The following is a 19197-nucleotide window of genomic DNA, read 5'->3' on the forward strand; positions in this document are numbered from 1 at the left end:
GGGGTTCTTCAATATCGCGCGCGGCAGTTGCGCCGCGCGCGGCTGGCATTACTTGACAGTCAGCAGGACTTTCACCGTGGCGTCGACGGCGCTCCTGTCGATGTAGCCGATCAGATTCGGATTGCCAGCCACCGCCGCCTTGACGGCGGCGCTGTCGCCGGCCTCCTTGGGCGCCTGGCCCTTGCCGGTGAAAATCTGCTTGGCCCAGTACGCTTTCATCTGGGCGGCGGTCTTGCTGGACACCTTGGTGTAGAACTGGTCGCGCAAGGGCGAGCCATCGGCCTGGTCGACCGGGGTTGCCGGTCCGCTTCCGGGCAGCGCGGAGTTCTTGCCAAGGAAAATATCGGACGCCTGCTCCTCGGTCAGCGCGGTGGCGGCGTTCTTGGCCGAAACGATGACGACCACCTCGGCCGAGGCGGACTGCGCCAGCAGCGCCAGGCCGGCGGCGATGATGGCGGTGTGGATTTTTTTAACCATGTACATGACGCCCCCCTTCAGAAGACAAAATCAACCGCGAGGCCGAGCAGCCGGAAATTGCTGCTGTCGAGCCCTGGTCGTGCCCTGATGAAATAACCGGCGCTGCCAGTCACCGGCCGGATCTGGTCGAACTGGAGCTTGACAGCGATGTTTTTCATGGCGTCCCAACGTACGCCGAGCGTGTCGGTGCGCTGGTCGTAGGTGGTCAGCCCCACGTCGACGTTGGTGGACCAGCTCCTGGCATGGATGGCGTAGGGCGTGAAGTTGCCCAGCCGGTAGCCGCCCATCACGTAGGCGCCTTTGACGGTCGGCGTGATCCCGGGCAGCTTGACGCTGGTATATTCACCCTGGACGAACCAGGTGCCCGGATCGTAGCTGGCGCCGGTCGCCACCGAGCGCTGTGCCACATCCAATATCGTGCCCCCGCCCAGGTCGAATGTGACCGTCGACTGCATATAGCTGGCGCGCACGGTCCAGGCGCCGAACTCGACGGAGTTGGCGAGGCCTCGCGCACGGCGGATTTTATTGGTCGGCAGTTCCTGGCCGGCGCCGTCGATGGTTTTGATGTCGGTCCTGCCGGTAAACAACTGCAAAGTGTTGATGACGCCGCCAAAACGGCTGCGGTAAGTCAGGTCCACGCCGTCGAGGTTGGTCATCGGGGTATCGCTGTAGATCTCTACCGGCGGCCGTATCCAGGGATTGGCATAGCCTACCAGGCGCGTGTCGGACGCCAGGAACGTGGCCAGCGCTGTGCGTCCCACGCGCACCTTGAAGTCCGGCGTGAACGCGTATTGCAGGTTGGCCCATTCGAACCTTGGCTCGAACGTGTTGTCGCTGCGCGCTGCGGACACCAGCTGCACCACAGCGGTCAACTGGTCGCTGATCCTGGCGCTGACCTGGGCGCCGAGCTTGGTGTCGGTGTTGATGTCCCAGCTGCGCGAGACGCCGGGGCCGGACGGTTGGTACAGGGTGCTGACATAATCGCCCTTCTTCGACGACGAGTGCGTCGCGCCGACGGTACCGAAGCCGCTGTATGAAAACATGCTGTCCGCGTCCTGGGCATGCACCGCCCCCATCGCCAGCATCAGCGCCAGCGGCAGCGCCTTGACGGCACCGTCATGCAAGCGGGGTTTCCCATTGTTCATCTTCTTCATTTCTTTCTCCGTTGTCTGACCCGTGGCTTGAGCCAGGGACGTTATGGTTGTTTTTCCGGCGTCAGCAAGCAGCGCCCTGCTTTTTCGATAAAAAATAACAACAATTCATGATCAGGTATTACTGTAAGTTCCAAAAAGAAACATTAACGTCGGTGCCGTGTTTCGCCGCCTGCTACCCAAAATAAACGGGATCCTGTTTGCGGTGCCGCAGCGGCAGGCGGCTACTTTATCGACAGCAACACTTTCACGGTCGCGTCGACGGCGTCCCTGTCGACGTAGCCGACGATGTTCGGATTGGCCGCCACCAGGGCCTTGACGGCCGCGCTGTCGCCAACCTCCTTGGGCGCCTGGCCCTTGCCGGAGAAGATCTGCTTGGACCAATAGGCTTTCATTTGCGCGCTGGTCTTGCTCGACACCTTCGTATAAAACTGGCTGCGCACGGCGGACCCTTCGCTCTGGTCGACCGGGACGGCCATGCCGCCTCCGGGCAGCGCATTGATCTTGCCGAGGAAGATGTCGGACGCCTGCTCCTCGGTCAGCGCCGTCGCGGCACTCCTGGCAGAAACAATGACGACCGCCTCGGCCCACGCGCACGGCGACAGCAGCACCAGGCCGGCGGCGATGATGACGGCGTGGATATTTTTATGCATAAACATGACTCCCCTTAAGAAAACGAAATTGACCGCCAGACCGGGCAGACGGACATTACTGCCGCCGAGTCCGGGTCGTGCCTTGACGAAATGACCGGCCATGCCAGGCACCGGGCGTCTCTGGTCGGCCTTGAGCCAGGCAGCGATATGTTTCATGACGTGCCAGCGCACGCCGTGCAGCAATTCCATCAAAAATTCAAAAATAAATACATACAATTAACTAAATAAATATAAACGTTTTTTTGTTTAAATCATGATATTTGATAAGCATAAACAAATCCAGTATTTCTTTGAATTTGTTGTTTTTGTGAAATACCGGTACAGCGCGGGCAGCGGCAACATGCATAACCCGGTTGAACCGGCATCGGCATACGGCGGCCAGCAACTGGCCTGCCCTTTCCACACCACCTGGCATGCGGGTCCGCACCAGGCGGTTCGAGTAGTTGAGGTGATGAGAGACGGGGCACGCCGAGGAGATGTCAGGTCGGCCCGATTTGCATTTCAGGAGAACAAGGTGCAGAATTGCCATATTGATCACATTACGGTGACCGCCCCTACCCTGGAAGCAGGTGCGCGCTTCGTGCGGCAGGCGCTCGGTGTCGCGCCGCAGCCTGGCGGCCAGCATTTGCGCATGGGCACGCACAATCTGCTGCTGCGCCTGGGCAGCAGCCTGTTTCTCGAAGTCATCGCACCCGACCCCACGCTGTCCAGGCCCATCAGGCCGCGCTGGTTCGGACTGGACGATTTGCTGCCCGATGCGGCGCCGCGACTGGCCACCTGGGTGGTGCGCACCAGTAATATCAAGGAAAGCAGCGCCGCGTGCCCGGAAGTGCTGGGGACGATAGCCCCCATGCACCGCGGCGCGCTGGACTGGCTGATCACGATCCCGGAAGACGGTGCACTGCCCTTGGATGGCGTGGGTCCTGCGCTGATCGAGTGGGCGCAGGCGGCGCACCCGGCGGCCGGGCTGCAGGACCATGGTCTGTCACTGGGCAAGCTGGAGCTGTTTCATGCCGAACCGCAGCGCATTGCGCGGCTGTTATCCAACCTTGCCCTGGAGGGACAAGTCGAGGTGCACGCGACCAGGGACGGCCAGGCCGCGCATCTGGCCGCGCAAATCCATACCCCGCAAGGGCCGCGCTGGCTGTAACCGCGTTTGCATAGTCAGGCACCGGGCTCGCCGTGTAAACATTCCCAGGCCGCGTCTTCGATGTCCTCGATAACGTTGCCGGCCTCGTCCGTCACCGTAAACCGCTGCTGGCAACTGCCCAGGCTGGCTGCACCATCCAGGCTCAACTTCGGTTCTGAGTTCATTGCAGTGGCCTGCAAAGGTGGCGCCATCCATGTTGTCCCCTGGCTGCCTACTCGAAGGGATTGTCGACCGACTTCACCTCAGGCGGCGGCAGCTGCCTGGGCAGTTCGCGCTTTTCCAGTTCCGCCACGATGTCGCCCAGCAGCTTTTGCAGCTGTTTGGCCAGCGCCAGGCCTTGCTGGTCCAGGGTCAGGTCGAGATCGCCGCTGAGGCTGATGCGGTCGAGGCGGTTTTCAATCGAAAGACCGCCGAGATGGAGCACATCGCTTTCATTGGCGTAAGGGACGAATTTTTTTGCACACATGGCATGGCCTTATTTGACTTATTTGACTTATTTGACTTATTTGACTTATTTGACTTATTTGACTTATTTGAACTTCTTGCTGTTAATCTTGGGCAAGCTCAGCACGCGCAGCTTCTGCTGGCGCGTCAGCGACGGTAACAAATTGATGCCGAGCTTGTCTTCCAGTTGGGCGATGCTCAGCACTTCATAGTCTTTGGTATCCGTGTTGGCAATGAAGTAGGCGGCACCGGCGCCCTGGCGCGGGCTGTAGACGGCCTTGTACAAGTGGCTGGGCACGATCACCCGGCCTACCTTGCGCAAGTTGCCGCCGATAAAGGCCGGCCCCGTGATTACATACAGGGCGCCCTCTTTTTTGGCCATCTTGCGCACGGCGCCTTCGATGCCGGCCCACACATAGCGGTTGTTGCGCGCATCTTGCGGCACCATATTGGCCAGCGTAAAGCTGTCCTGCTGGCTGCGCCGGTCGGGCATGTCGCCGTTGGGCGCCATATGGCCGCGGTCAAAACCGCTGCGCGCGTAGTCGGCCAGTTCGGCGCGCTGGCCGGTAGCCAGGCGGGGTTCGGCATGGAAGGAGTTTTCACGCGAGAGATCCTGCGCCGCTTGGACATTGCTGGCAGTGAGGTGCTCGGCCGACCATAACGGGGTGCGCGTGACACCGGAATGCATGACGCCAAAAACGGTATAGCACAGCTCGGTGGTCGAGACGTCCAGCTTGGGATTGGTGATTTCGGGCGGCTGTCCATCGACATAATGTGCGGGACAAGCGGCGGCCCAGGCCGGGTTCGCGGCCAGCGCTGTCGCCAGCAGGCCGCACGCCAGGCCGAGCCTGGCGATGGTAGATTGAATCATGATTGCCTGGTTTTAAATTCTTGCAAAGCAGCATTCTAGCGGACGCGAGCCGGCCCCGACAAACGACATCTCCAGCCGTGCGCGCTTCTGCTAAGATTGAACCGATTTGCTGGTATCCCTCTCAAGCACTGGAGCGCATATGATCAAGAAAACCTTGCTGCTGATTGCCATCTTCGTTGCCGGGGTGCTCGGCTTTGCCACCACCAAGCCGGACACCTTCAGCGTACAGCGTGAAGTGAGCATCAAGGCGCCGCCGCAAAAGATCGCCGCGCTGCTCACCGATTTCCGCCAGTGGCCGGCCTGGTCGCCATGGGAAAAGCTCGACCCCGGCATGGCGCGCACCTACAGCGGCGCGGCCAGCGGCCAGGGCGCGCGCTATGCATGGCAAGGCAATGACAAGGTGGGTGCCGGCCGCATGGAAATCGTCGAAGCGGCGGCTGCCGAACGCACCGTCATCGAGCTCGATTTCCTGCAGCCCTACGTCAGCCACAACACCACCATCTTCACCCTCAAGCGTGACGGCGACGCTACGCGGGTGAACTGGACCATGACCGGTCCCAGCCCTTATGTCAGCAAGGTGATGAATGTGTTTGTCAGCATGGACACCATGATCGGCAAGGATTTCGACAAGGGATTGAGCAATTTGAAGGCGGTGGCGGAACAATAATTGGCCGCCGCCACGGGACGATCAGAACTGCTCGATCCAGGCCGCCAGGTGATCGGGCGTGAGCGCCGGTTCGGCCTGCATCACCTTGCCCTGCAAGCCCTGCTCGCCGGCGTCGACCTGCAGCGACCAGCCGCGCCGCGCCAGCCACAGCAGGCTGGCCAGCCAGAAAGCATGAATGGCCGAGACCGGCTTGCCGGTCGGCGTTTCCAGAAATTCCGTCAACAAACGGCTGTCGAGAAACAGCACCGTGCCGCCCGCCTCGCGCATCGCTGCGCCGAACACGGGCAGCAACAGGTCGACGGTCTGCGCTACGCCGCGCCCGGGATGGGCCAGCTCCAGCGCCTCGAGCTGGCGCCGCACGTCGGCGCCAAAGGCGGTGCTGCGGAACGCTTCCGAGGCAACCAGATCGGCATAGTCCATCAGCAGCCAGTCCGGTTCGGGCGGTGTCACGCCGGCCGTCAATGCCGCCGACAGATACGCTTCCACCGGCAGTTGCTGTTCCGGCCCGGCCAGGCTGGCGCACAGGCCGTACAGGCAGCCGATGCGGTTGGCGATGGCCTGGCGCTGGCGCACCAGCATCTTTTCGCGCAACAACTGGGCATGCTCGTGGCGCAGCTGGGCCAGCGCCAGCGCCTGCTTCAATTCCATGCGCAGCGCCGCGATATCCCAAGGTTTCTGGATATAGCGGTGGATCTGTCCCTGGTTGACGGCTTCGACCGTATGCTCCATCTCGGAATAGGCGGTGGTCAGAATCCGCACGATATGCGGATAGCGGTCCCAGGCATAAGACAGCAATTCATTGCCGTAGGCGCCAGGCATGCGCTGGTCCGACACCAGCACGGCGATATGGGCAGCGTGGTCGTCGAGCACGCGCTTGCCCTCCTCGACCGACATGGCGGTCAGGACATGGGCCAGCGGCGACATGGCGCGCTGAAAATACTTGAGGGCATTGGCCTCGTCATCGACGTACAGTATCGTCGGCAAGGCTTGCGCCGGCTCGCGCTGGGCCGGTATAGGCAGGGAGGCGTCAATCATGCTCGTTCCTTATAGGTACTGGAAAATTCAGGGTGACGGTGGTGGAACTGCCATGCTCGGTGGCGACCTCGATGGTACCGCCAAACGACTGCATCATGCGTTTGCAGAAAATCAGGTTCCAGCCTGGCTCTTGCCGGCCGCTGCTGGCCAGCGGGTCGCGCAGCAGATCCCCGGCCCTGGCGCCGTCGGCGCCGCCATCGGTATTGCCGCGCACGCTGATGCGCCGCTCGGCCAGCGTCAGCACGATGGCCGGGCCAGCATGGTGCTCGAGCGCGCGCAAGGCGTGGCCGAGCACCGAGGACAGGATCAGCGAGACGCAATGGGGCGACTCGGCAATCGTGAAGTCGCCCGCTTGCGCCACCGTGATGCAGGCGCGCTGCTGCGGCGTCATCGGGTAGCCGTCGAGCAGGCCGGCCAGCAATTGGCGCGCGCTGGTTCCTGCGCCGGTCCCGGTCCCGGTCCCGGTACCGGTCCGCCGCGGCGGCACGCCCGGGCCGCTGCCGGCCAGGCGCACCGTGTCGACAAAGCTGGCCAGCACCGCCAGGCAATAGCGGGCGTTGTCATGCATCAGCGCCGCCGCTTCGGCGATCGCGGCCTCGTCGCCATGCAATGAACTGGCGCGCCGTTCGATGCCGCGCGCAAAATTGGCCACCGCCGCCAGCGGCGTATTGAGCTCATGTTCCAGGAAGGCCAGTGATTCGTCGATCGCGCTCAGGCCCAGGCGCCGCGCCGCGCGGGCGCGCCCGGCCTGCACGGCAAGTTCCAAAGCGCCCAGCAGTTGCGCCGTTGCCAAGGGTTTTTCCAGCAGGCGAAACAACGAGCCGGCATTGATCAGTTCCAGCAGCACCTGCTTGTCGGCATAGGCGGTGACCAGCATGCAGACGATATGCGGGTGCTGGCGCTCGACTTCCGGCAGCAGCTCGCTGCCGGGACGCCCCGGCATGCGGTAGTCGGTCACCAGCACGTCGATGCCGCCGCCGCATTCGTCCAGCAAGGCCAGCGCGTCGTCGACGCTGGCGGCCGTCAGCACGCGGTAGCGCGGCGTCACAAGACGGGCAAAATACTTGCGCGCCAGTTCCTCGTCGTCCACATACAGCACCGTGGCGCGGCTGTCGGGCTCCATGCTAGCGGCCCTCCCAGTCGGAGCGCTGCAGGTCGAAATTCATGCTGGCCCAGGAGCCGAACACACTTTCGGCCGACAAGGTGCCGCCGTGGCGCTTGATCACGCCATAGCTGATGCTCAGGCCCAGGCCCAGCCCCTTGCCCACTTCGCGGGTGGTAAAAAAGGGCTCGAACACGCGCGTCAGGTGTTGCGGTTCGATGCCGGGGCCGTTGTCGCGCACGCTGACATGCAGGCGCTCGGCTATCCATCGGGCACTGATGCGAATTTCGAACGGCGGCACATTGCGCTTGCGCATCGACAACACGGCGTTGCCCAACAGGTTGATCAACACGCCGACGATGGCCGCCTCGTCGCCGCGCACCAGCGTGTCTTCGGGCAGCGCCTGGCTGATGTCGACATTCTTGGTTTCATGGCCGACCAGGCGGATGGCCGATTCGAGCGCGCGCTGGAACTGGAAGTGGCCGCGCTCCAACTCGTCGCCGCTCTTGCGGTAGGCGAAGGTCTTCAGGTCCGAGACGATATGCTGGACCCGCTGCATGCCCTGCTTGGCGTCGACCAGGCATTCGTTGATCAGCGCGTTCTGCCGCGCGGCCGGTTCCTCCATGGCGACGTCGATCGCCATCATGCAGAAATTGACGGGATTGTTGACTTCATGCAGCAAGCCGGCGGCCAGGGTGCCGATGGCGGCCATCTTTTCCTGCTGCAGCATCTGGCCCTTGATGTCGGCCAGGTCCTTGTTGGTTTCTTCCAGTTGCAAGTTCTTTTGCGCCACTTCGGCCTTGAGCTGGAACAACATGAAGCGCGCACGCTCGTTAAAGTAGGTAAACACGGCGCTGATGCTGGCCGACATCGCCAGGAACAGGCAGTTGACGACGAATGCGGGCGACAAGGGCGCGGCGCGCGCATGCCAGGCGCAAGCGGCCACGTACAGCAGGCAGGAAATGGTGCCGAACACCATGTTCTGCCACAGGCCGAAGGCCAGCACGATGCCCGAGGAATAGATCGCCAGGGTCATGCCCACGTAATAGATCGAGTCCGCGCCTTCGGTCATGGCGATCATCCAGGCAATCATCAGTTGCGGCAGCAGCAGCCAGGCGAACGTCATCCACTGTATGCGCTCCTGCGCCCAGCGCGTGCGCATGGCCAGCGCCACGCAAAAGATCAGGGCCGCCACCAGCACGCGCGCGCCGGTAAACGGGCCCTGCATGGCCGGGTACAGCGCCGAATCGAGCCCCATGCCCAGCAAAATCAGCACGATGCCGGTGTACGCCCCGCCGCGGCTGAATTCGAGCCGGAAGTCGCGCAACACGGCCGAGTAGCCGGCATGCAAGCCCGGGCGGTCCATCACGGAATGCTCACTTCCGCAAAGACATTGACGCCGGTGGCGTCGACATAGATATGGCGCTCGACCGCGTATTCGGGCAGCAGGGCCGACAAGGTGGCCTCATTGCGGTAGATCAGATGCCACTCCAGCAGGTGTTCCATGCCGAACTTGCCGGGATTGTTTTCATGCACATTGGTGACCAGCAAGCGTCCGCCCGGCCCCACGCGCGACGCAAAATGCATCAGCAGGCGCGCGCAGACCTTGTCGGACAAATAATCGAACAGGCCGGCGCAATAGACGGCGTCGAAATCGCCGCCCGTGCCCGCCTGCGCCGGGCCATGGCGCCGCTTGAGCAGGTTGTGGACCGAGTCGTGCACGTATTCGATGACGGCCGGACGGCCCGTGCGCTGCATGATGGTGTCGAGGCGTGCGCGGGTCCAGTCCAGCGTTTCGCCGCTGAAGTCGACCAGCTCGAACGACAGCCACTGCGCATCGATGCAGGTGTCGAGAAAGCGCTGCACCTCGACGGCCGGACCGCAGCCGACGTTCAGCACGCGAAACACGCGGCCGGCGGCGCGCGCCTCGGCCGCTTTCTGCGCCAGGAAGTCGGTCAGGATATCGATGCGGTTGCGGTGCGCGGTGGCCACCGCCGCCTGCAAAAACGCCGCATTGACGATCTGGAAATAGGTGCTGGGACCCTGGCGCGGATCGTCGAGCAACTGGTTGACCATCTGGTAGTCGCCCGCATAGCCGAGCGGCTTGGTAAAGGTGCGAAACACGAAGGGTGCCCGCAAGATCAGCGGATGCAAGGCGGCCTGGGCAAACGCACGATGGGCCGGCGCCTGTTCGTCTGGCACTTGCGCAGCGGCCGCTTCCAGTTGCCGCAGATACAGCTGGGTTTGTTCCATCAGCGGCTGCGCCAGTTCATCGAAAATATCGGTGCGCAGGCGGCCGTTTTCTTTCGGCAGCGAGTCCGACAGGTCGACCTGCTCGACCCAGCGCGCCACCTCGGACAAGAACGCGCGCATTTCGTTGACGACGATCTGGTAGTCGCGGCTGATGCGCGAACGCTCGGTCCAACCCGTCACAAAGGCGATCGATTCGCGGCCGATGGCGCCCTTCACCACCACCACGTCGCTGAGCTCGCGCCATTCATCGATCAGCGTCACCGAAACGATGGCGGTCAGGCCCGTGTTGACGCTGCTGATCACCACCGCCTTGCCCACATACGCGCTCTTGGCGCCCATGCGCACGGTCAGCTCGTTGAGCACTTCGCTCACCTGCACGATCGAATAGGGATTGTAGATTTCCATCACCAGCGAGTTGCGCTGCAGATTGAAAATCGTACCGCGCACCGCTTCACCCTGGGTGTTGCGGAAACTGACGACGGGATCGATTTGCGATTGTGAATACACGATTGAACATTATCAAGTTGTCGGTTGCCAAAGGCTATCCTTGCTCGGGATGCGCCTGTGACCGCACAGGGTTGGTGGCCGGCTTGGCCGTTTTCCAGCGTCTGTTCTCGCTCTTGTCGAGTGTACTATGGATGTAGCCGGAAGGGCAATTGTTGGCGATGGCCGCTATCTGGAGACCGACACTGCGTTTATCCCGCGACAAACAAGCCGAGCGCCCGGCGCAGCAATTGCGGCGTCTGCCCGGTTCAGCGCTTGAACGAGCGGCGAAAATTGGTGGCGTCGTGAAAGCCAGGACAGGCCGCCACCGCGTCGTTGTCGTAGCCATGGGCCTGGAACAGATAGATGGCCTGATGGGCGCGTACCTGGTCGAGCTCGGCCTGGAAATGCGTGCCGTGGCGCGGCAGAGGCGCGCCGGGCAGTTCAGGCGGGCGCCGCAGCGCGCAACGGCGTTTCCACGGCGCGGCTCAGTTCGGCCAGTACCACTTCGGGCACGCCATCGGTCATCGAGCAGGCATGGCGCAGGCTCAGCCGCACTTCCCCGTCCCTGGCACAGTGGCGCATCTGGCCAACCATAAAGCACAGGTGGCGCGCCACTTCGACCGCGTCCGCGCGCGACACCCCGGGCATCAGCACGGCAAAGCGGTCGCCCGCATAGCGGCACAGCAAGTCGTCATTGCGCAAATTCAGCAGCAGCATATGGCCGACCGCCTGCAGCACGCGGTCGCCTTCGGCGTGGCCGTGTTCGCGGTTAATCAAGTGAAACTGGTCGATATCGAGCAGCACCAGCGCGCAGTCGAGGCCGGGCCGGCGTTCCTGCTCCAGCCGGATCTGCGTGCGCAGATAGCTGGCGTCGGCCAGCTCGGTGATGCGGTCAAACGCGCGGTGGTCGCGAAACAGGCGCTCGCGCTTCTGCAGGAGTTCGTTCAGGCGAAACTGCTCGTGGCGCCAGTAATACATGCCCACCGTGACGAGCAGCATGCCGATCGGTATCAGCGCTTCGAGCCAGTTGTCCCACAGCGCCTGCTTGTCGATGGCAAAGAATTCATCGAGACAATCGGCCCAGGAGCCCAGCATGATGGCGCACAGGCCACCGGCCAGCAGCCGCGTCACCAGCCCGCGCGGACGGCTGCTGAGTGTAAACAGGAACCAGACACCCGCCATCACGGCCGTGCCGCCTTCGCAGACGATGTCCATCCATTTCCACGCGTGAAACGGCTTGGGCACGCCGAGGGTCGAATACAACAGGAAAAACATGGGCAGCGCCAGCGCGGCGGTGACGAGACTGTTGCGGTGAAGTTGCAGCATAGTATTACCCTTCTTGACAAGTGCGACCACGATACCGGCCAGCCGTGACCGCACGATGACATCGATATCAGGTGGCCGGGCCAGGTGCAAACGGCTCACGGCGACCATGAAACAGGCAGCAAAAACACGCTGCTGGCGGCATGGCCCGTACTGCGGCTTTGCAGACGGGCGTCAGTGCGGTGTTGAAAATGCTGCGCGCGGATTTGCAGGTGATGGCATGGACCTCGCCCATGTAGCCGGCGCCGCTCAGGTCGTTGCGGATGCTCATGGTGTCTGTCGTGAGCCTGTGTCAAGGCTCAGGCCTGCTGGCGCCATTGTTTGTCGTCCAGCGCCGCGTCCAGGCGCGCCTGCGGCCACTGTTCGTCCAGCGCCTGCAACAGGATCTGCTGCTGGGTGGCGGGCGCCATGCCGCCGACCGGCGGGTCGCGGTCGAGGTTGCAGGGAAAGGCATAGCCTTCGGCGCAGGCGGCGATCGCATGGACTGCGTCCTCGCGCGCCTGGCCTTGCTCTCGCAGCGCCAGCAGCGCCGGGTACAGGGCCTGGCTCATGGCCTTGCGGTCCAGCGTTTCCATGGCGCGGCCGAACGGCGACGACACCTGCAGCAGATTGGCCATGCGGCGGATATCGTTTGAGCGGTTGTGGCCGGCCGCATGGAACAGCGCCGGGTTGAAGAACACGGCATCGCCCTTTTCAAGCGGCAACTGCACCTTGTGCTGATCGAAATAGTCGCGGAAAGCGCTCTGGTGGTACGCCAGGTAGCCGGCTCGGTACAGCTGCGAATACGGCAGGTACAGGGTCGGACCCGATTCCAGAGGCATGTCGCAATGGGCGACGGCGCCCTGCAGGGTCAAGGCGGCCGACATCTGCTGCACATGCGCCGGATAGGCCGTGCTGCTCGCTTCGCTCTGGAAACCGAGGTGATAGTCGCAGTGGGCCGATTGCGCAGCCCCGCCCGGATTGACCACATTGACCTGCGCCGTCATCTGGTAGCCCGGCCCCAGCCAGGCCTGGCTGATCCAGGCCAGCACGGGGTTGCCGTAATAGCGGGCAAAGGCCACCGGGTCGCGCAGGCAGAGTTTTTGCTGGGCGTTCCAGATGCGGTCATTGGCGCCCGGTTTGGCAAAATGGTCGCCACTGGCGCTGCCGCTGGCATGCTGTTCGGCGATCAGCTCGCGAAACACGGCGCTCACTTGCTCCAGGTTGGCCAGGTCCGCCACGGCGCGCCTGAGCACGATCACGCCGGGGCCACTCAACAATGCCCTGCCCCATTCGGCCTGCAGGGCTTGCAGCGCGGCGGGCTCCGCGCCAAGGCCGCGCACGCTATCGCCGTCGTAGACAGGGACCTTGGACCGCACTGCAGCTGCATGCGGGTAATCGGCGGCATCGGTCTGCCGGCTGGCGAGACGGTGGAATTCGTCAAGGTCGCAGTCCTGCCTGGACAGCCAGTATGGCTGCGACAGCGCGCTGGCGGCAGTGTGTTCGTACATGAAGGCCTCCTGTGTTTTCGTTTTTTGAATGTACTATGAGTATAGGCAGGAAAACCCGCAATTTTGATCCGAAAACCCCTCAGGAAACCGTCAATCATGGCCCACCGCTTTCCCTTGAAAGTCGTCGCGCTGCAAGCCGGCGTGAGCCTCGCCACCGTCGAGCGCGTCGTCAAGGGAGGCGCGGGCGTACACGCCTCCACCGTGCGCCGCGTGCTGCAGGCACAGGAGGAACTGGCCCGGCAGAGCGCGCAGGTGGGATTGTCTGGCAAGAAATTCATGATCGATGTGCTGATGGTGGCGCCGCAGCGCTTTACCGAGTCGGTGCGCCAGGCGCTGGAAGCGGAACTGCCCGCGCTGCACCCGGCCGTGCTGCGCGCGCGTTTTCACCTGCATGAAACGCTGGACCCGGAGCGCATCGTCGAGCTGCTTGAACGCATCCGCAAGAACGGCAGCAACGGCGTGCTGCTCAAGGCGCCTGATTTGCCGCAGGTAGCCGACGCCGTCGCAAAATTGGCCAGCGCCGGCATCCCGGTGGTGACCCTGGTGACCGACCTGCCCGGCTCACGGCGCAGCACTTACGTCGGCATGGACAACCGCGCCGCCGGCGCAACGGCAGCGTACCTGCTCGGCCAGTGGCTGAGCGGCGCAAAAAAACAGCAGGTGCTGGTGACGCTGAGCAGCAACCGCTACCACGGCGAGGAAGAGCGGGAGCTCGGCTTTCGCCGCGCGCTGCGCGAACGTCATCGGCACTTGCGCATCGTGGAGGTGAGCGAAGGCCATGGCATCGATGGCGCCACGGGGCCGCTGGTACGCCAGGCGCTGCGGGAACACCCCGGCCTTGTCGGCGTATATTCGATAGGCGGCGGCAATGCGGCCATCGTCGCAGCGTTCGCGCAAGCCGGCAGGCGCTGCCACGTATTTATCGGCCACGACCTCGACGCGGACAACCTGGCGCTGCTGCACGCCGGCGCCATCCATGCCGTGCTGCACCACGACCTGGGCCAGGACATGCGCCGCGCCTGCCAGGATATCCTGCGCGCGCAAGGTGCCTTGCCTCCCTTGAAGCATGCGCCATCGCTGTCGGCGATCCAGGTTGTCACGCCGTACAATTTGCCCGCACTCACTGCACGGCCTTGAACGCTACTGTCCCGGCGGCGGCTGCCACAGCTCGACCTTGTTGCCCTCCGGGTCGAGCACCCAGCCGAACTTGCCGTAGTCCGATTCTTCGGCCGCGCCCAGCACCTGGCAGCCCTCGGCCCGCAAGGCCTGCAGCAGGGCGTCGAGGTCGTCGACCCGGTAATTGATCATGAAGGGGGACGTGCCTGGTGCATAGGGGTTGCCCTGGGCTGGTGCAAGACTCCAGATCGTCGCGCCGTTGGCAGGCTGGCCGTCGCCGCCGAGATTGCTGAAAGCGGCGGCGCCCCAGGCCTGCACATCGATGCCGAGATGGGTTCGATACCAGGCGCCCAGGGTTTCCGGGTCGCTCGCCTGGAAAAAGATACCGCCGATGCCGGTGACTCTTTTCATGGGATGTCCTGATAAAAAGTGGTTTTCCGCAGAAAGTCTATACGAACGACATCCTTGCAAATCAATCCCCTTGCGGCAGAAATGGCTCAAACCGGCGCCAGCGCCGAAAATCCGCCGTCGCAATCAGCCAATACAGCCCCGGCCGTATTAAAATCACGCCCCATGACTTCGCCCGCTGCCACCTCCCCCATCCCCGACAGCATCCTGCTGCCCTCCCTGGCCGTACTGGGAGGGCAGATTTCCGTCAACTTGGGGGCGGCGGTGGCGAAGCAGCTGTTTCCGGTGATCGGCGTCGAAGGCATCACGGCCTACCGGGTGGGGTTTTCGGCGCTGTTCCTGCTGGCCGTGTTCCGGCCCTGGCGTTTTGCACTGACGCGCAGGGATGTACTCAATTTGCTGGTCTACGGTTCCGTGCTGGGACTGATGAACTTGCTGATCTACCGCGCATTTGCGCTGATCCCGATCGGCATCGCGGTGGCCATCGAGGTAACAGGGCCGCTGGCGGTGGCGATGCTGTCGTCGCGCCGGCCACGCGACCTGCTGGCGGTCGCTTGCGCCGTGTTCGGCCTGTATCTGCTGCTGCCGCTCAAGGGCAGTCCGGGCAGCCTGAACCCGGTCGGCGTGGCCTATGCGCTGGGCGCCGCCAGCTGCTGGGCGCTGTATATCGTCTTCGGCAAGCGCGCCTCTTCCCTGCATGGTGGCCAGGCGGTGGCCTGGGGCATGACGGTGGCGGCCATGCTGACGGTGCCCATCGGCGCGGCCTATGCGGGCACGGCCCTGCTGTCGTCGTCGCTGGCCCTGATGGGACTGGCAATCGCCATGCTGTCGAGCGCACTGCCCTACACCCTGGAAATCTTTGCCCTGCGCCGCTTGCCGCAGGGCGTATTCGGCATGTTCAGCAGCGCCGCGCCGGCTGTCAGCGCATTGGCGGCCATGGCGGTGCTGGGCGAGCACCTGAGCCTGGTCCAGTGGCTGGCGATTGCCTGCATCGTGCTGGCGTCGGCAATGGCGGCGCTGGGGGCGCAGTCCAGGCGCTGACCGGTGCAATTGCGGAGCAAGGGCAGCCATGCACGCTACCTCTGTAAAATAGCTCATCGCCATTCACGCATCAACGCCGCTACCAGCCATGATCCCTTTTTCAATCACGTCCGCATTCGTCCGTATTGCCCTGGGCCTGGCGACGGTTTTACTTGCCAGCCAGGCAGGCGCCGCACCAGCGACCGCACCCGCCGCCCTGAAAGGCGACGCCGTCGCTGGCAAAAGGGCGTTTTACAGATGCGCCTCCTGCCATCAGGTAGGCCCGTCCGCACGCGCGGGGTTCGGCCCCAGGCTGACGGGCGTGATTGGCCGCAAGGCGGGCACAACGCCGGACTACCGCTACTCGCCGGCCATGAAAAACGCCAATATCGTGTGGACCGAACAGAACCTGGCCAGCTTCCTGAAAGCGCCCAGCGATTTTATTCCTGGCAATAATATGCGCTTCTGGGGCATTGGCAATACCCAGCAGGTGGCCGATTTGCTGGCCTATCTGCGCACGCAATAATCGCACGCTCTCTCACGCGCGACCTGGGCCATCTGCCCAGCGGGGCCAAGTTCACGGCTTCGCGGGCAGCTTGCTGGCGCATACATAGATCGAGTACACGGCCGCAATTCCCACCAGCACATAGACGGCGCGCGCGGCCGTGGTCATGTCGCCCAGCAGGCGGGCCACCACATCGATACCGAACAGCCCCACCAGGCCCCAGTTCAGCCCGCCGATCACCAGCAGCACCATCGCTATCCAGTCCAGCGTGTTCAAGCGTGCGGGCGTGCTGGCTTCGCGCGCCCCGGTTTCCGTCCCTGTTTGTATATTCGCCATCGCAGCCTCCTGTAAAGTCTGAAAACCCGACCTTGCCACCGCACGACAGGCCAGGACTGGAGTGTAGACGCGGCACGCAGGATGGGCATTCAGAACATGCCGCAGGAATCAGTAGGACGAATCCTGATTTGGCATCAGCAACCAGGCAGGTGCTTGTACATGACGGTGGTGGCGTCCAGCCGGCCGCCCTCGGGCGCCAGCGCGTAGCCGGGAATCACACCGGCAATCCTGTAGCCCAGCGATTCATATAACGGTTCGGCATGGTCGTGGGTGCGCGTGTCGAGCGTCAGCAACTGGCGCGGCAAGGCGCGCGCCCGCGCTTCCACCGCCAGCATCAGCTGGCGCGCAATGCCGCGTCGCCGGCACGCGGGGTGGACCAGCAGCTTGCGCACGTCGGCCCGGTGCGCCTGGTTGGCCGGCGTATCCCAGTCCAGCTGCACGGCGCCGGCAATCGCGCCATTGCGCTCGGCCACCAGCAACAGCCGCGTGCCGCGCGCAACGGCAGGCTGGACATTGTTGATCCAGAAAGCCTCGCTGTCGTCGCTACTGAAGGGCAGGATAAAGCCGATGCTGGCGCCGTCGTGCACGCAGGCATGCAGCAAGGCCGACAATTGCGGCAGGCGGGCGGCAATGGCGTCGGCGTCCAGGGTGACAAGTTGCATGGCGTCCTCACAAGGGATTACACGATAAACAGGAAATAGCGGGCGCCGCTGTCAAGAGGCGTATCGAAGGCGCTGGGGCCGGAGAGCTGGTAGCGCAGGCAGTCGCCGGGCAGCAGGTCGTGGCGCTGGCCGTCAACTGTCACCGCCAGCCGGCCATCGTGCAGCAGCAGGTGGTGTTCCATGCCGGGCCGGGGCGAAGTGGCGTAAGCGATATGAACATCAGCGTCGAGTTCGCATTCGAGCGCTTCGCCGGCCAGCGCCTGCGAGGGCGGCGACACGGAACGGCGGCGAAAACCCGTTTGCGGGTCGTTCCAGACGGGCTGGTCCGCGCGCCGCAGCAGCGGCGGAAAATCGTCTTCCACCATGCGCAGCAGGCGCGACATGGTCAAGCCGTACACCGCGCACAAGCGGCCCAGCACGCTGGTGGTCGGGCTGACCTCGGCGTTTTCCAGCCGCGACAAGGTGGCACGGCTGACCTGGCTTTGCACGGCCAACTGGTCGAGCGACCAGCCCTGCTCCACCCGCAACTGGCGCAGGCGCTGGGCCAGGCGTTGCTCCGTGTCGCGTCCTGATGCGCTCAAATTTTCCATATTAGGGAATATATCCCATAAATGGAAATATCTCAACTATCGCGCCATCAGCATGGCTGGCGGCAATGGCATGACCCGCAGTTGCACAAAACTTCGTACAATAGGGGCCGCTTGATTTTTTTGATACAGGTATCCCATGCATTTCTCGAACTGGCTGCTGTTTTGCGGCGTCGCCCTGCTTGTCACGTTTTCGCCCGGCCCAGCCGTGCTGTTGGCCATCTCGAACGCGATCGCCGTCGGCCCGCGCCGCGCCATGGTCAGCAGCCTGGGCAATGGCGTGGGACTATTCATTATTTCCGGCGTGGCCATGGCCGGCATGGGGGTGGTGCTGGCCACGTCCGCCACCGCCTTTATGCTGCTCAAACTGGCCGGCGCCTTGTACCTGGTCTACCTGGGCATCAAGCAATGGCGCAGCAAGACCAGCATTGTCGCCACAGCCGATGTCTCCCAAGCACCGCGCGCGGCCAATCCGAATTCAAACGCGAAACTGTTCCGCCAGGGCCTCACCGTCGCCTTGACCAATCCGAAAGCCATCCTGTTTTTCTCGGCGCTGTTCCCGCAATTTATTACCCAGGGCGAGCCGGTGGCGCTGCAGTTTGCCGTACTGACGACCTCGTTTGTCGCCTGCGCCATGCTGGCCCATCTGTTCTACGCCACCCTGGCGCGCCTGCTGAAAAGCCAGCTGGCCAGCCCCGGCCGCGCCAAGCTGTTCAACCGTATCTCGGGCGGCGCTTTTGTGCTGCTGGGCCTGAGCTTGCTGCGGCTGCGCAGCAAGACCGCATGAGGCAACTCAGGCGATGATGGCGGCGATGCGCTGATCGATTGCCAACGCCAGCTTCTGGATATGGTAGCCGTCGACAAAGCCGTGATGGGCCTGTACCGAAAACGGCACCGCCATGCGCCCGTCGCCAGCCGCAGCAAACTTGCCCCAACTGATGCACGGAATATCGGCGTCGCCATGGCGGTAGACGGGGTGCTCGATGGCGCGCAGCTCCAGCCACGGCAGGCTGGTAATAAAGATATTGTGGCGCTGCTCGCGCACGCTGGTCCCTTCGCCCGTGTTGATCAGTTTGGATGACGTTTCGGCGATGCGCTTGGCGTCCAGGCTGCGGGCGATAAACAGGTCCAGCTGGTCCGTCATCTCGAAGCGCGTGTAGTTCAGGTTGTCGTCGCCATTGATGACGGTATAGGAAGCGGGAAAGTCATCGATTTTGATGACCTCGCCGTCCAGGATGCGGTACATGAAGTTGTCGTTCTGCTTGACCGTGTTCAGCACGCAATACAGGAAAAAGTGAAACACGGGAATCCCGCGTTCCTTGCACCAGGGCCGGAAGTCCGGCACGTCGAGCCGGAAATTGATATTGACCAGCGGGTTTTCAAACGCGCTGAACAGCTCGTAGCGGTCACGTCGCTTTTCAAAATTTTTCATGCGGCGAGTGTAGACGATGCGCGTGCTGG

The 19197-nt window shown here is 63.3% G+C and carries 25 protein-coding genes; 6 read left to right on the forward strand and 19 right to left on the reverse strand.

What is annotated here, in order from left to right; translation table 11 throughout:
* Positions 1-48: 48 nt before the first annotated feature.
* The 4 genes from CD932_RS17290 to CD932_RS28900 form a co-directional block, all read right to left on the reverse strand.
* The gene (locus CD932_RS17290; RefSeq protein ID WP_369679842.1) at positions 49-483 is read right to left on the reverse strand and encodes a phosphate ABC transporter substrate-binding protein; all 435 of its coding nucleotides are present in this window, start codon (positions 481-483) and stop codon (positions 49-51) included.
* A gap of 11 nt (positions 484-494) precedes the next feature.
* Positions 495-1631 (reverse strand): hypothetical protein, encoded by a 1137-nt coding sequence (locus CD932_RS17295; RefSeq protein ID WP_094444027.1) that lies wholly within the window; start codon positions 1629-1631, stop codon positions 495-497.
* Positions 1632-1852: 221 nt separating this feature from the next.
* Positions 1853-2470: a hypothetical protein gene (locus tag CD932_RS17300; RefSeq protein WP_254926646.1), complete on the reverse strand. Its 618-nt coding sequence runs from the start codon at positions 2468-2470 to the stop codon at positions 1853-1855.
* 31 nt (positions 2471-2501) lie between these two features.
* A complete protein-coding gene (locus CD932_RS28900) occupies positions 2502-2810 on the reverse strand; it encodes a hypothetical protein (protein ID WP_176460996.1) in 309 nt (102 codons plus the stop codon).
* On the opposite strand from CD932_RS28900, the gene CD932_RS17305 reads away from it, so the two are divergent.
* Positions 2796-3431 carry a VOC family protein gene (locus CD932_RS17305; protein ID WP_254926681.1) on the forward strand — a complete coding sequence of 212 codons (636 nt, stop codon included), beginning with the start codon at positions 2796-2798 and terminating at the stop codon, positions 3429-3431. The genes CD932_RS28900 and CD932_RS17305 overlap by 15 nt on opposite strands.
* A gap of 14 nt (positions 3432-3445) precedes the next feature.
* Here the strand turns inward: CD932_RS17305 and CD932_RS28905 are convergent, their stop codons facing one another.
* The 3 genes from CD932_RS28905 to CD932_RS17315 form a co-directional block, all read right to left on the reverse strand.
* Positions 3446-3595, reverse strand: a complete 150-nt coding sequence (locus CD932_RS28905) for a hypothetical protein (RefSeq protein WP_176461023.1) — start codon at positions 3593-3595, stop codon at positions 3446-3448.
* 47 nt (positions 3596-3642) lie between these two features.
* Positions 3643-3897 (reverse strand): hypothetical protein, encoded by a 255-nt coding sequence (locus CD932_RS17310; RefSeq protein WP_094444029.1) that lies wholly within the window; start codon positions 3895-3897, stop codon positions 3643-3645.
* 63 nt (positions 3898-3960) lie between these two features.
* The gene (locus CD932_RS17315) at positions 3961-4746 is read right to left on the reverse strand and encodes a DNA/RNA non-specific endonuclease (protein WP_094444030.1); all 786 of its coding nucleotides are present in this window, start codon (positions 4744-4746) and stop codon (positions 3961-3963) included.
* Between the two features lie 139 nt (positions 4747-4885).
* Between CD932_RS17315 and CD932_RS17320 the strand changes: the two genes are divergently transcribed.
* Positions 4886-5413 (forward strand): SRPBCC family protein, encoded by a 528-nt coding sequence (locus CD932_RS17320; protein WP_094444031.1) that lies wholly within the window; start codon positions 4886-4888, stop codon positions 5411-5413.
* Between the two features lie 21 nt (positions 5414-5434).
* Here CD932_RS17320 and CD932_RS17325 read toward each other — a convergent pair whose 3' ends face one another.
* From CD932_RS17325 to CD932_RS17355, 7 genes are all read right to left on the reverse strand, one after another.
* Complete coding sequence (locus CD932_RS17325; protein WP_094444032.1) at positions 5435-6448, reverse strand: response regulator; 1014 nt, start codon at positions 6446-6448, stop codon at positions 5435-5437.
* Positions 6441-7571: a response regulator gene (locus CD932_RS17330; protein WP_094444033.1), complete on the reverse strand. Its 1131-nt coding sequence runs from the start codon at positions 7569-7571 to the stop codon at positions 6441-6443. Before CD932_RS17330 ends, CD932_RS17325 begins: the two co-directional genes overlap by 8 nt.
* Before the next feature lies 1 nt (position 7572).
* The gene (locus CD932_RS17335; RefSeq protein ID WP_094444034.1) at positions 7573-8916 is read right to left on the reverse strand and encodes a sensor histidine kinase; all 1344 of its coding nucleotides are present in this window, start codon (positions 8914-8916) and stop codon (positions 7573-7575) included.
* Entirely contained in the window at positions 8916-10310 is a 1395-nt protein-coding gene (locus CD932_RS17340) for a class I SAM-dependent methyltransferase (protein WP_094444035.1), read from the reverse strand. The genes CD932_RS17335 and CD932_RS17340 overlap by 1 nt, the downstream gene beginning before the upstream one ends.
* A 420-nt stretch (positions 10311-10730) precedes the next feature.
* A complete protein-coding gene (locus CD932_RS17345; protein WP_094444036.1) occupies positions 10731-11615 on the reverse strand; it encodes a GGDEF domain-containing protein in 885 nt (294 codons plus the stop codon).
* A 67-nt stretch (positions 11616-11682) separates the two neighbouring features.
* Complete coding sequence (locus CD932_RS17350; RefSeq protein WP_094444037.1) at positions 11683-11883, reverse strand: hypothetical protein; 201 nt, start codon at positions 11881-11883, stop codon at positions 11683-11685.
* 28 nt (positions 11884-11911) lie between these two features.
* Positions 11912-13102 (reverse strand): phytanoyl-CoA dioxygenase family protein, encoded by a 1191-nt coding sequence (locus tag CD932_RS17355; protein ID WP_094444038.1) that lies wholly within the window; start codon positions 13100-13102, stop codon positions 11912-11914.
* A gap of 96 nt (positions 13103-13198) precedes the next feature.
* Here CD932_RS17355 and CD932_RS17360 point away from each other — a divergent pair, with 96 nt between their 5' ends.
* Entirely contained in the window at positions 13199-14239 is a 1041-nt protein-coding gene (locus CD932_RS17360; RefSeq protein ID WP_094444039.1) for a LacI family DNA-binding transcriptional regulator, read from the forward strand.
* A 3-nt stretch (positions 14240-14242) separates the two neighbouring features.
* On the opposite strand, the gene CD932_RS17365 is transcribed toward CD932_RS17360, so the two are convergent.
* Entirely contained in the window at positions 14243-14629 is a 387-nt protein-coding gene (locus CD932_RS17365) for a VOC family protein (protein WP_094444040.1), read from the reverse strand.
* A 162-nt stretch (positions 14630-14791) separates the two neighbouring features.
* On the opposite strand from CD932_RS17365, the gene CD932_RS17370 reads away from it, so the two are divergent.
* Together CD932_RS17370 and CD932_RS17375 are read left to right on the forward strand one after the other, a co-directional pair.
* Entirely contained in the window at positions 14792-15667 is an 876-nt protein-coding gene (locus tag CD932_RS17370) for an EamA family transporter (protein ID WP_176461024.1), read from the forward strand.
* A gap of 88 nt (positions 15668-15755) precedes the next feature.
* Positions 15756-16172: a cytochrome c family protein gene (locus CD932_RS17375; protein WP_094444041.1), complete on the forward strand. Its 417-nt coding sequence runs from the start codon at positions 15756-15758 to the stop codon at positions 16170-16172.
* A gap of 51 nt (positions 16173-16223) precedes the next feature.
* Here CD932_RS17375 and CD932_RS17380 read toward each other — a convergent pair whose 3' ends face one another.
* From CD932_RS17380 to CD932_RS17390, 3 genes are all read right to left on the reverse strand, one after another.
* Entirely contained in the window at positions 16224-16487 is a 264-nt protein-coding gene (locus CD932_RS17380) for a DUF378 domain-containing protein (RefSeq protein ID WP_094444042.1), read from the reverse strand.
* Positions 16488-16621: 134 nt separating this feature from the next.
* A complete protein-coding gene (locus tag CD932_RS17385) occupies positions 16622-17149 on the reverse strand; it encodes a GNAT family N-acetyltransferase (RefSeq protein WP_094444043.1) in 528 nt (175 codons plus the stop codon).
* Positions 17150-17166: 17 nt separating this feature from the next.
* Positions 17167-17739, reverse strand: a complete 573-nt coding sequence (locus tag CD932_RS17390) for a helix-turn-helix domain-containing protein (RefSeq protein WP_094444044.1) — start codon at positions 17737-17739, stop codon at positions 17167-17169.
* Between the two features lie 136 nt (positions 17740-17875).
* Between CD932_RS17390 and CD932_RS17395 the strand changes: the two genes are divergently transcribed.
* Positions 17876-18523: a LysE family translocator gene (locus CD932_RS17395; protein ID WP_094444045.1), complete on the forward strand. Its 648-nt coding sequence runs from the start codon at positions 17876-17878 to the stop codon at positions 18521-18523.
* Between the two features lie 6 nt (positions 18524-18529).
* Here the strand turns inward: CD932_RS17395 and CD932_RS17400 are convergent, their stop codons facing one another.
* Entirely contained in the window at positions 18530-19168 is a 639-nt protein-coding gene (locus CD932_RS17400) for a CatA-like O-acetyltransferase (protein WP_094444459.1), read from the reverse strand.
* Between the last annotated feature and the right edge of the window lie 29 nt (positions 19169-19197).

It is taken from the genome of Janthinobacterium sp. PC23-8, assembly GCF_002250505.1.
Taxonomy (GTDB): domain Bacteria; phylum Pseudomonadota; class Gammaproteobacteria; order Burkholderiales; family Burkholderiaceae_D; genus Janthinobacterium.

Coding starts and splice junctions, on each gene's coding strand:
- CD932_RS17290 (WP_369679842.1), bottom strand. CDS start 483: ATGTACATGGTTAAAAAAATCCACACCGCCATCATCGCCGCCGGCCTG.
- CD932_RS17295 (WP_094444027.1), bottom strand. CDS start 1,631: ATGAAGAAGATGAACAATGGGAAACCCCGCTTGCATGACGGTGCCGTC.
- CD932_RS17300 (WP_254926646.1), bottom strand. CDS start 2,470: ATGGAATTGCTGCACGGCGTGCGCTGGCACGTCATGAAACATATCGCT.
- CD932_RS28900 (WP_176460996.1), bottom strand. CDS start 2,810: ATGGCAATTCTGCACCTTGTTCTCCTGAAATGCAAATCGGGCCGACCT.
- CD932_RS28905 (WP_176461023.1), bottom strand. CDS start 3,595: ATGAACTCAGAACCGAAGTTGAGCCTGGATGGTGCAGCCAGCCTGGGC.
- CD932_RS17310 (WP_094444029.1), bottom strand. CDS start 3,897: ATGTGTGCAAAAAAATTCGTCCCTTACGCCAATGAAAGCGATGTGCTC.
- CD932_RS17315 (WP_094444030.1), bottom strand. CDS start 4,746: ATGATTCAATCTACCATCGCCAGGCTCGGCCTGGCGTGCGGCCTGCTG.
- CD932_RS17320 (WP_094444031.1), top strand. CDS start 4,886: ATGATCAAGAAAACCTTGCTGCTGATTGCCATCTTCGTTGCCGGGGTG.
- CD932_RS17325 (WP_094444032.1), bottom strand. CDS start 6,448: ATGATTGACGCCTCCCTGCCTATACCGGCCCAGCGCGAGCCGGCGCAA.
- CD932_RS17330 (WP_094444033.1), bottom strand. CDS start 7,571: ATGGAGCCCGACAGCCGCGCCACGGTGCTGTATGTGGACGACGAGGAA.
- CD932_RS17335 (WP_094444034.1), bottom strand. CDS start 8,916: ATGGACCGCCCGGGCTTGCATGCCGGCTACTCGGCCGTGTTGCGCGAC.
- CD932_RS17345 (WP_094444036.1), bottom strand. CDS start 11,615: ATGCTGCAACTTCACCGCAACAGTCTCGTCACCGCCGCGCTGGCGCTG.
- CD932_RS17350 (WP_094444037.1), bottom strand. CDS start 11,883: ATGAGCATCCGCAACGACCTGAGCGGCGCCGGCTACATGGGCGAGGTC.
- CD932_RS17355 (WP_094444038.1), bottom strand. CDS start 13,102: ATGTACGAACACACTGCCGCCAGCGCGCTGTCGCAGCCATACTGGCTG.
- CD932_RS17360 (WP_094444039.1), top strand. CDS start 13,199: ATGGCCCACCGCTTTCCCTTGAAAGTCGTCGCGCTGCAAGCCGGCGTG.
- CD932_RS17365 (WP_094444040.1), bottom strand. CDS start 14,629: ATGAAAAGAGTCACCGGCATCGGCGGTATCTTTTTCCAGGCGAGCGAC.
- CD932_RS17370 (WP_176461024.1), top strand. CDS start 14,792: ATGACTTCGCCCGCTGCCACCTCCCCCATCCCCGACAGCATCCTGCTG.
- CD932_RS17375 (WP_094444041.1), top strand. CDS start 15,756: ATGATCCCTTTTTCAATCACGTCCGCATTCGTCCGTATTGCCCTGGGC.
- CD932_RS17380 (WP_094444042.1), bottom strand. CDS start 16,487: ATGGCGAATATACAAACAGGGACGGAAACCGGGGCGCGCGAAGCCAGC.
- CD932_RS17385 (WP_094444043.1), bottom strand. CDS start 17,149: ATGCAACTTGTCACCCTGGACGCCGACGCCATTGCCGCCCGCCTGCCG.
- CD932_RS17390 (WP_094444044.1), bottom strand. CDS start 17,739: ATGGAAAATTTGAGCGCATCAGGACGCGACACGGAGCAACGCCTGGCC.
- CD932_RS17395 (WP_094444045.1), top strand. CDS start 17,876: ATGCATTTCTCGAACTGGCTGCTGTTTTGCGGCGTCGCCCTGCTTGTC.
- CD932_RS17400 (WP_094444459.1), bottom strand. CDS start 19,168: ATGAAAAATTTTGAAAAGCGACGTGACCGCTACGAGCTGTTCAGCGCG.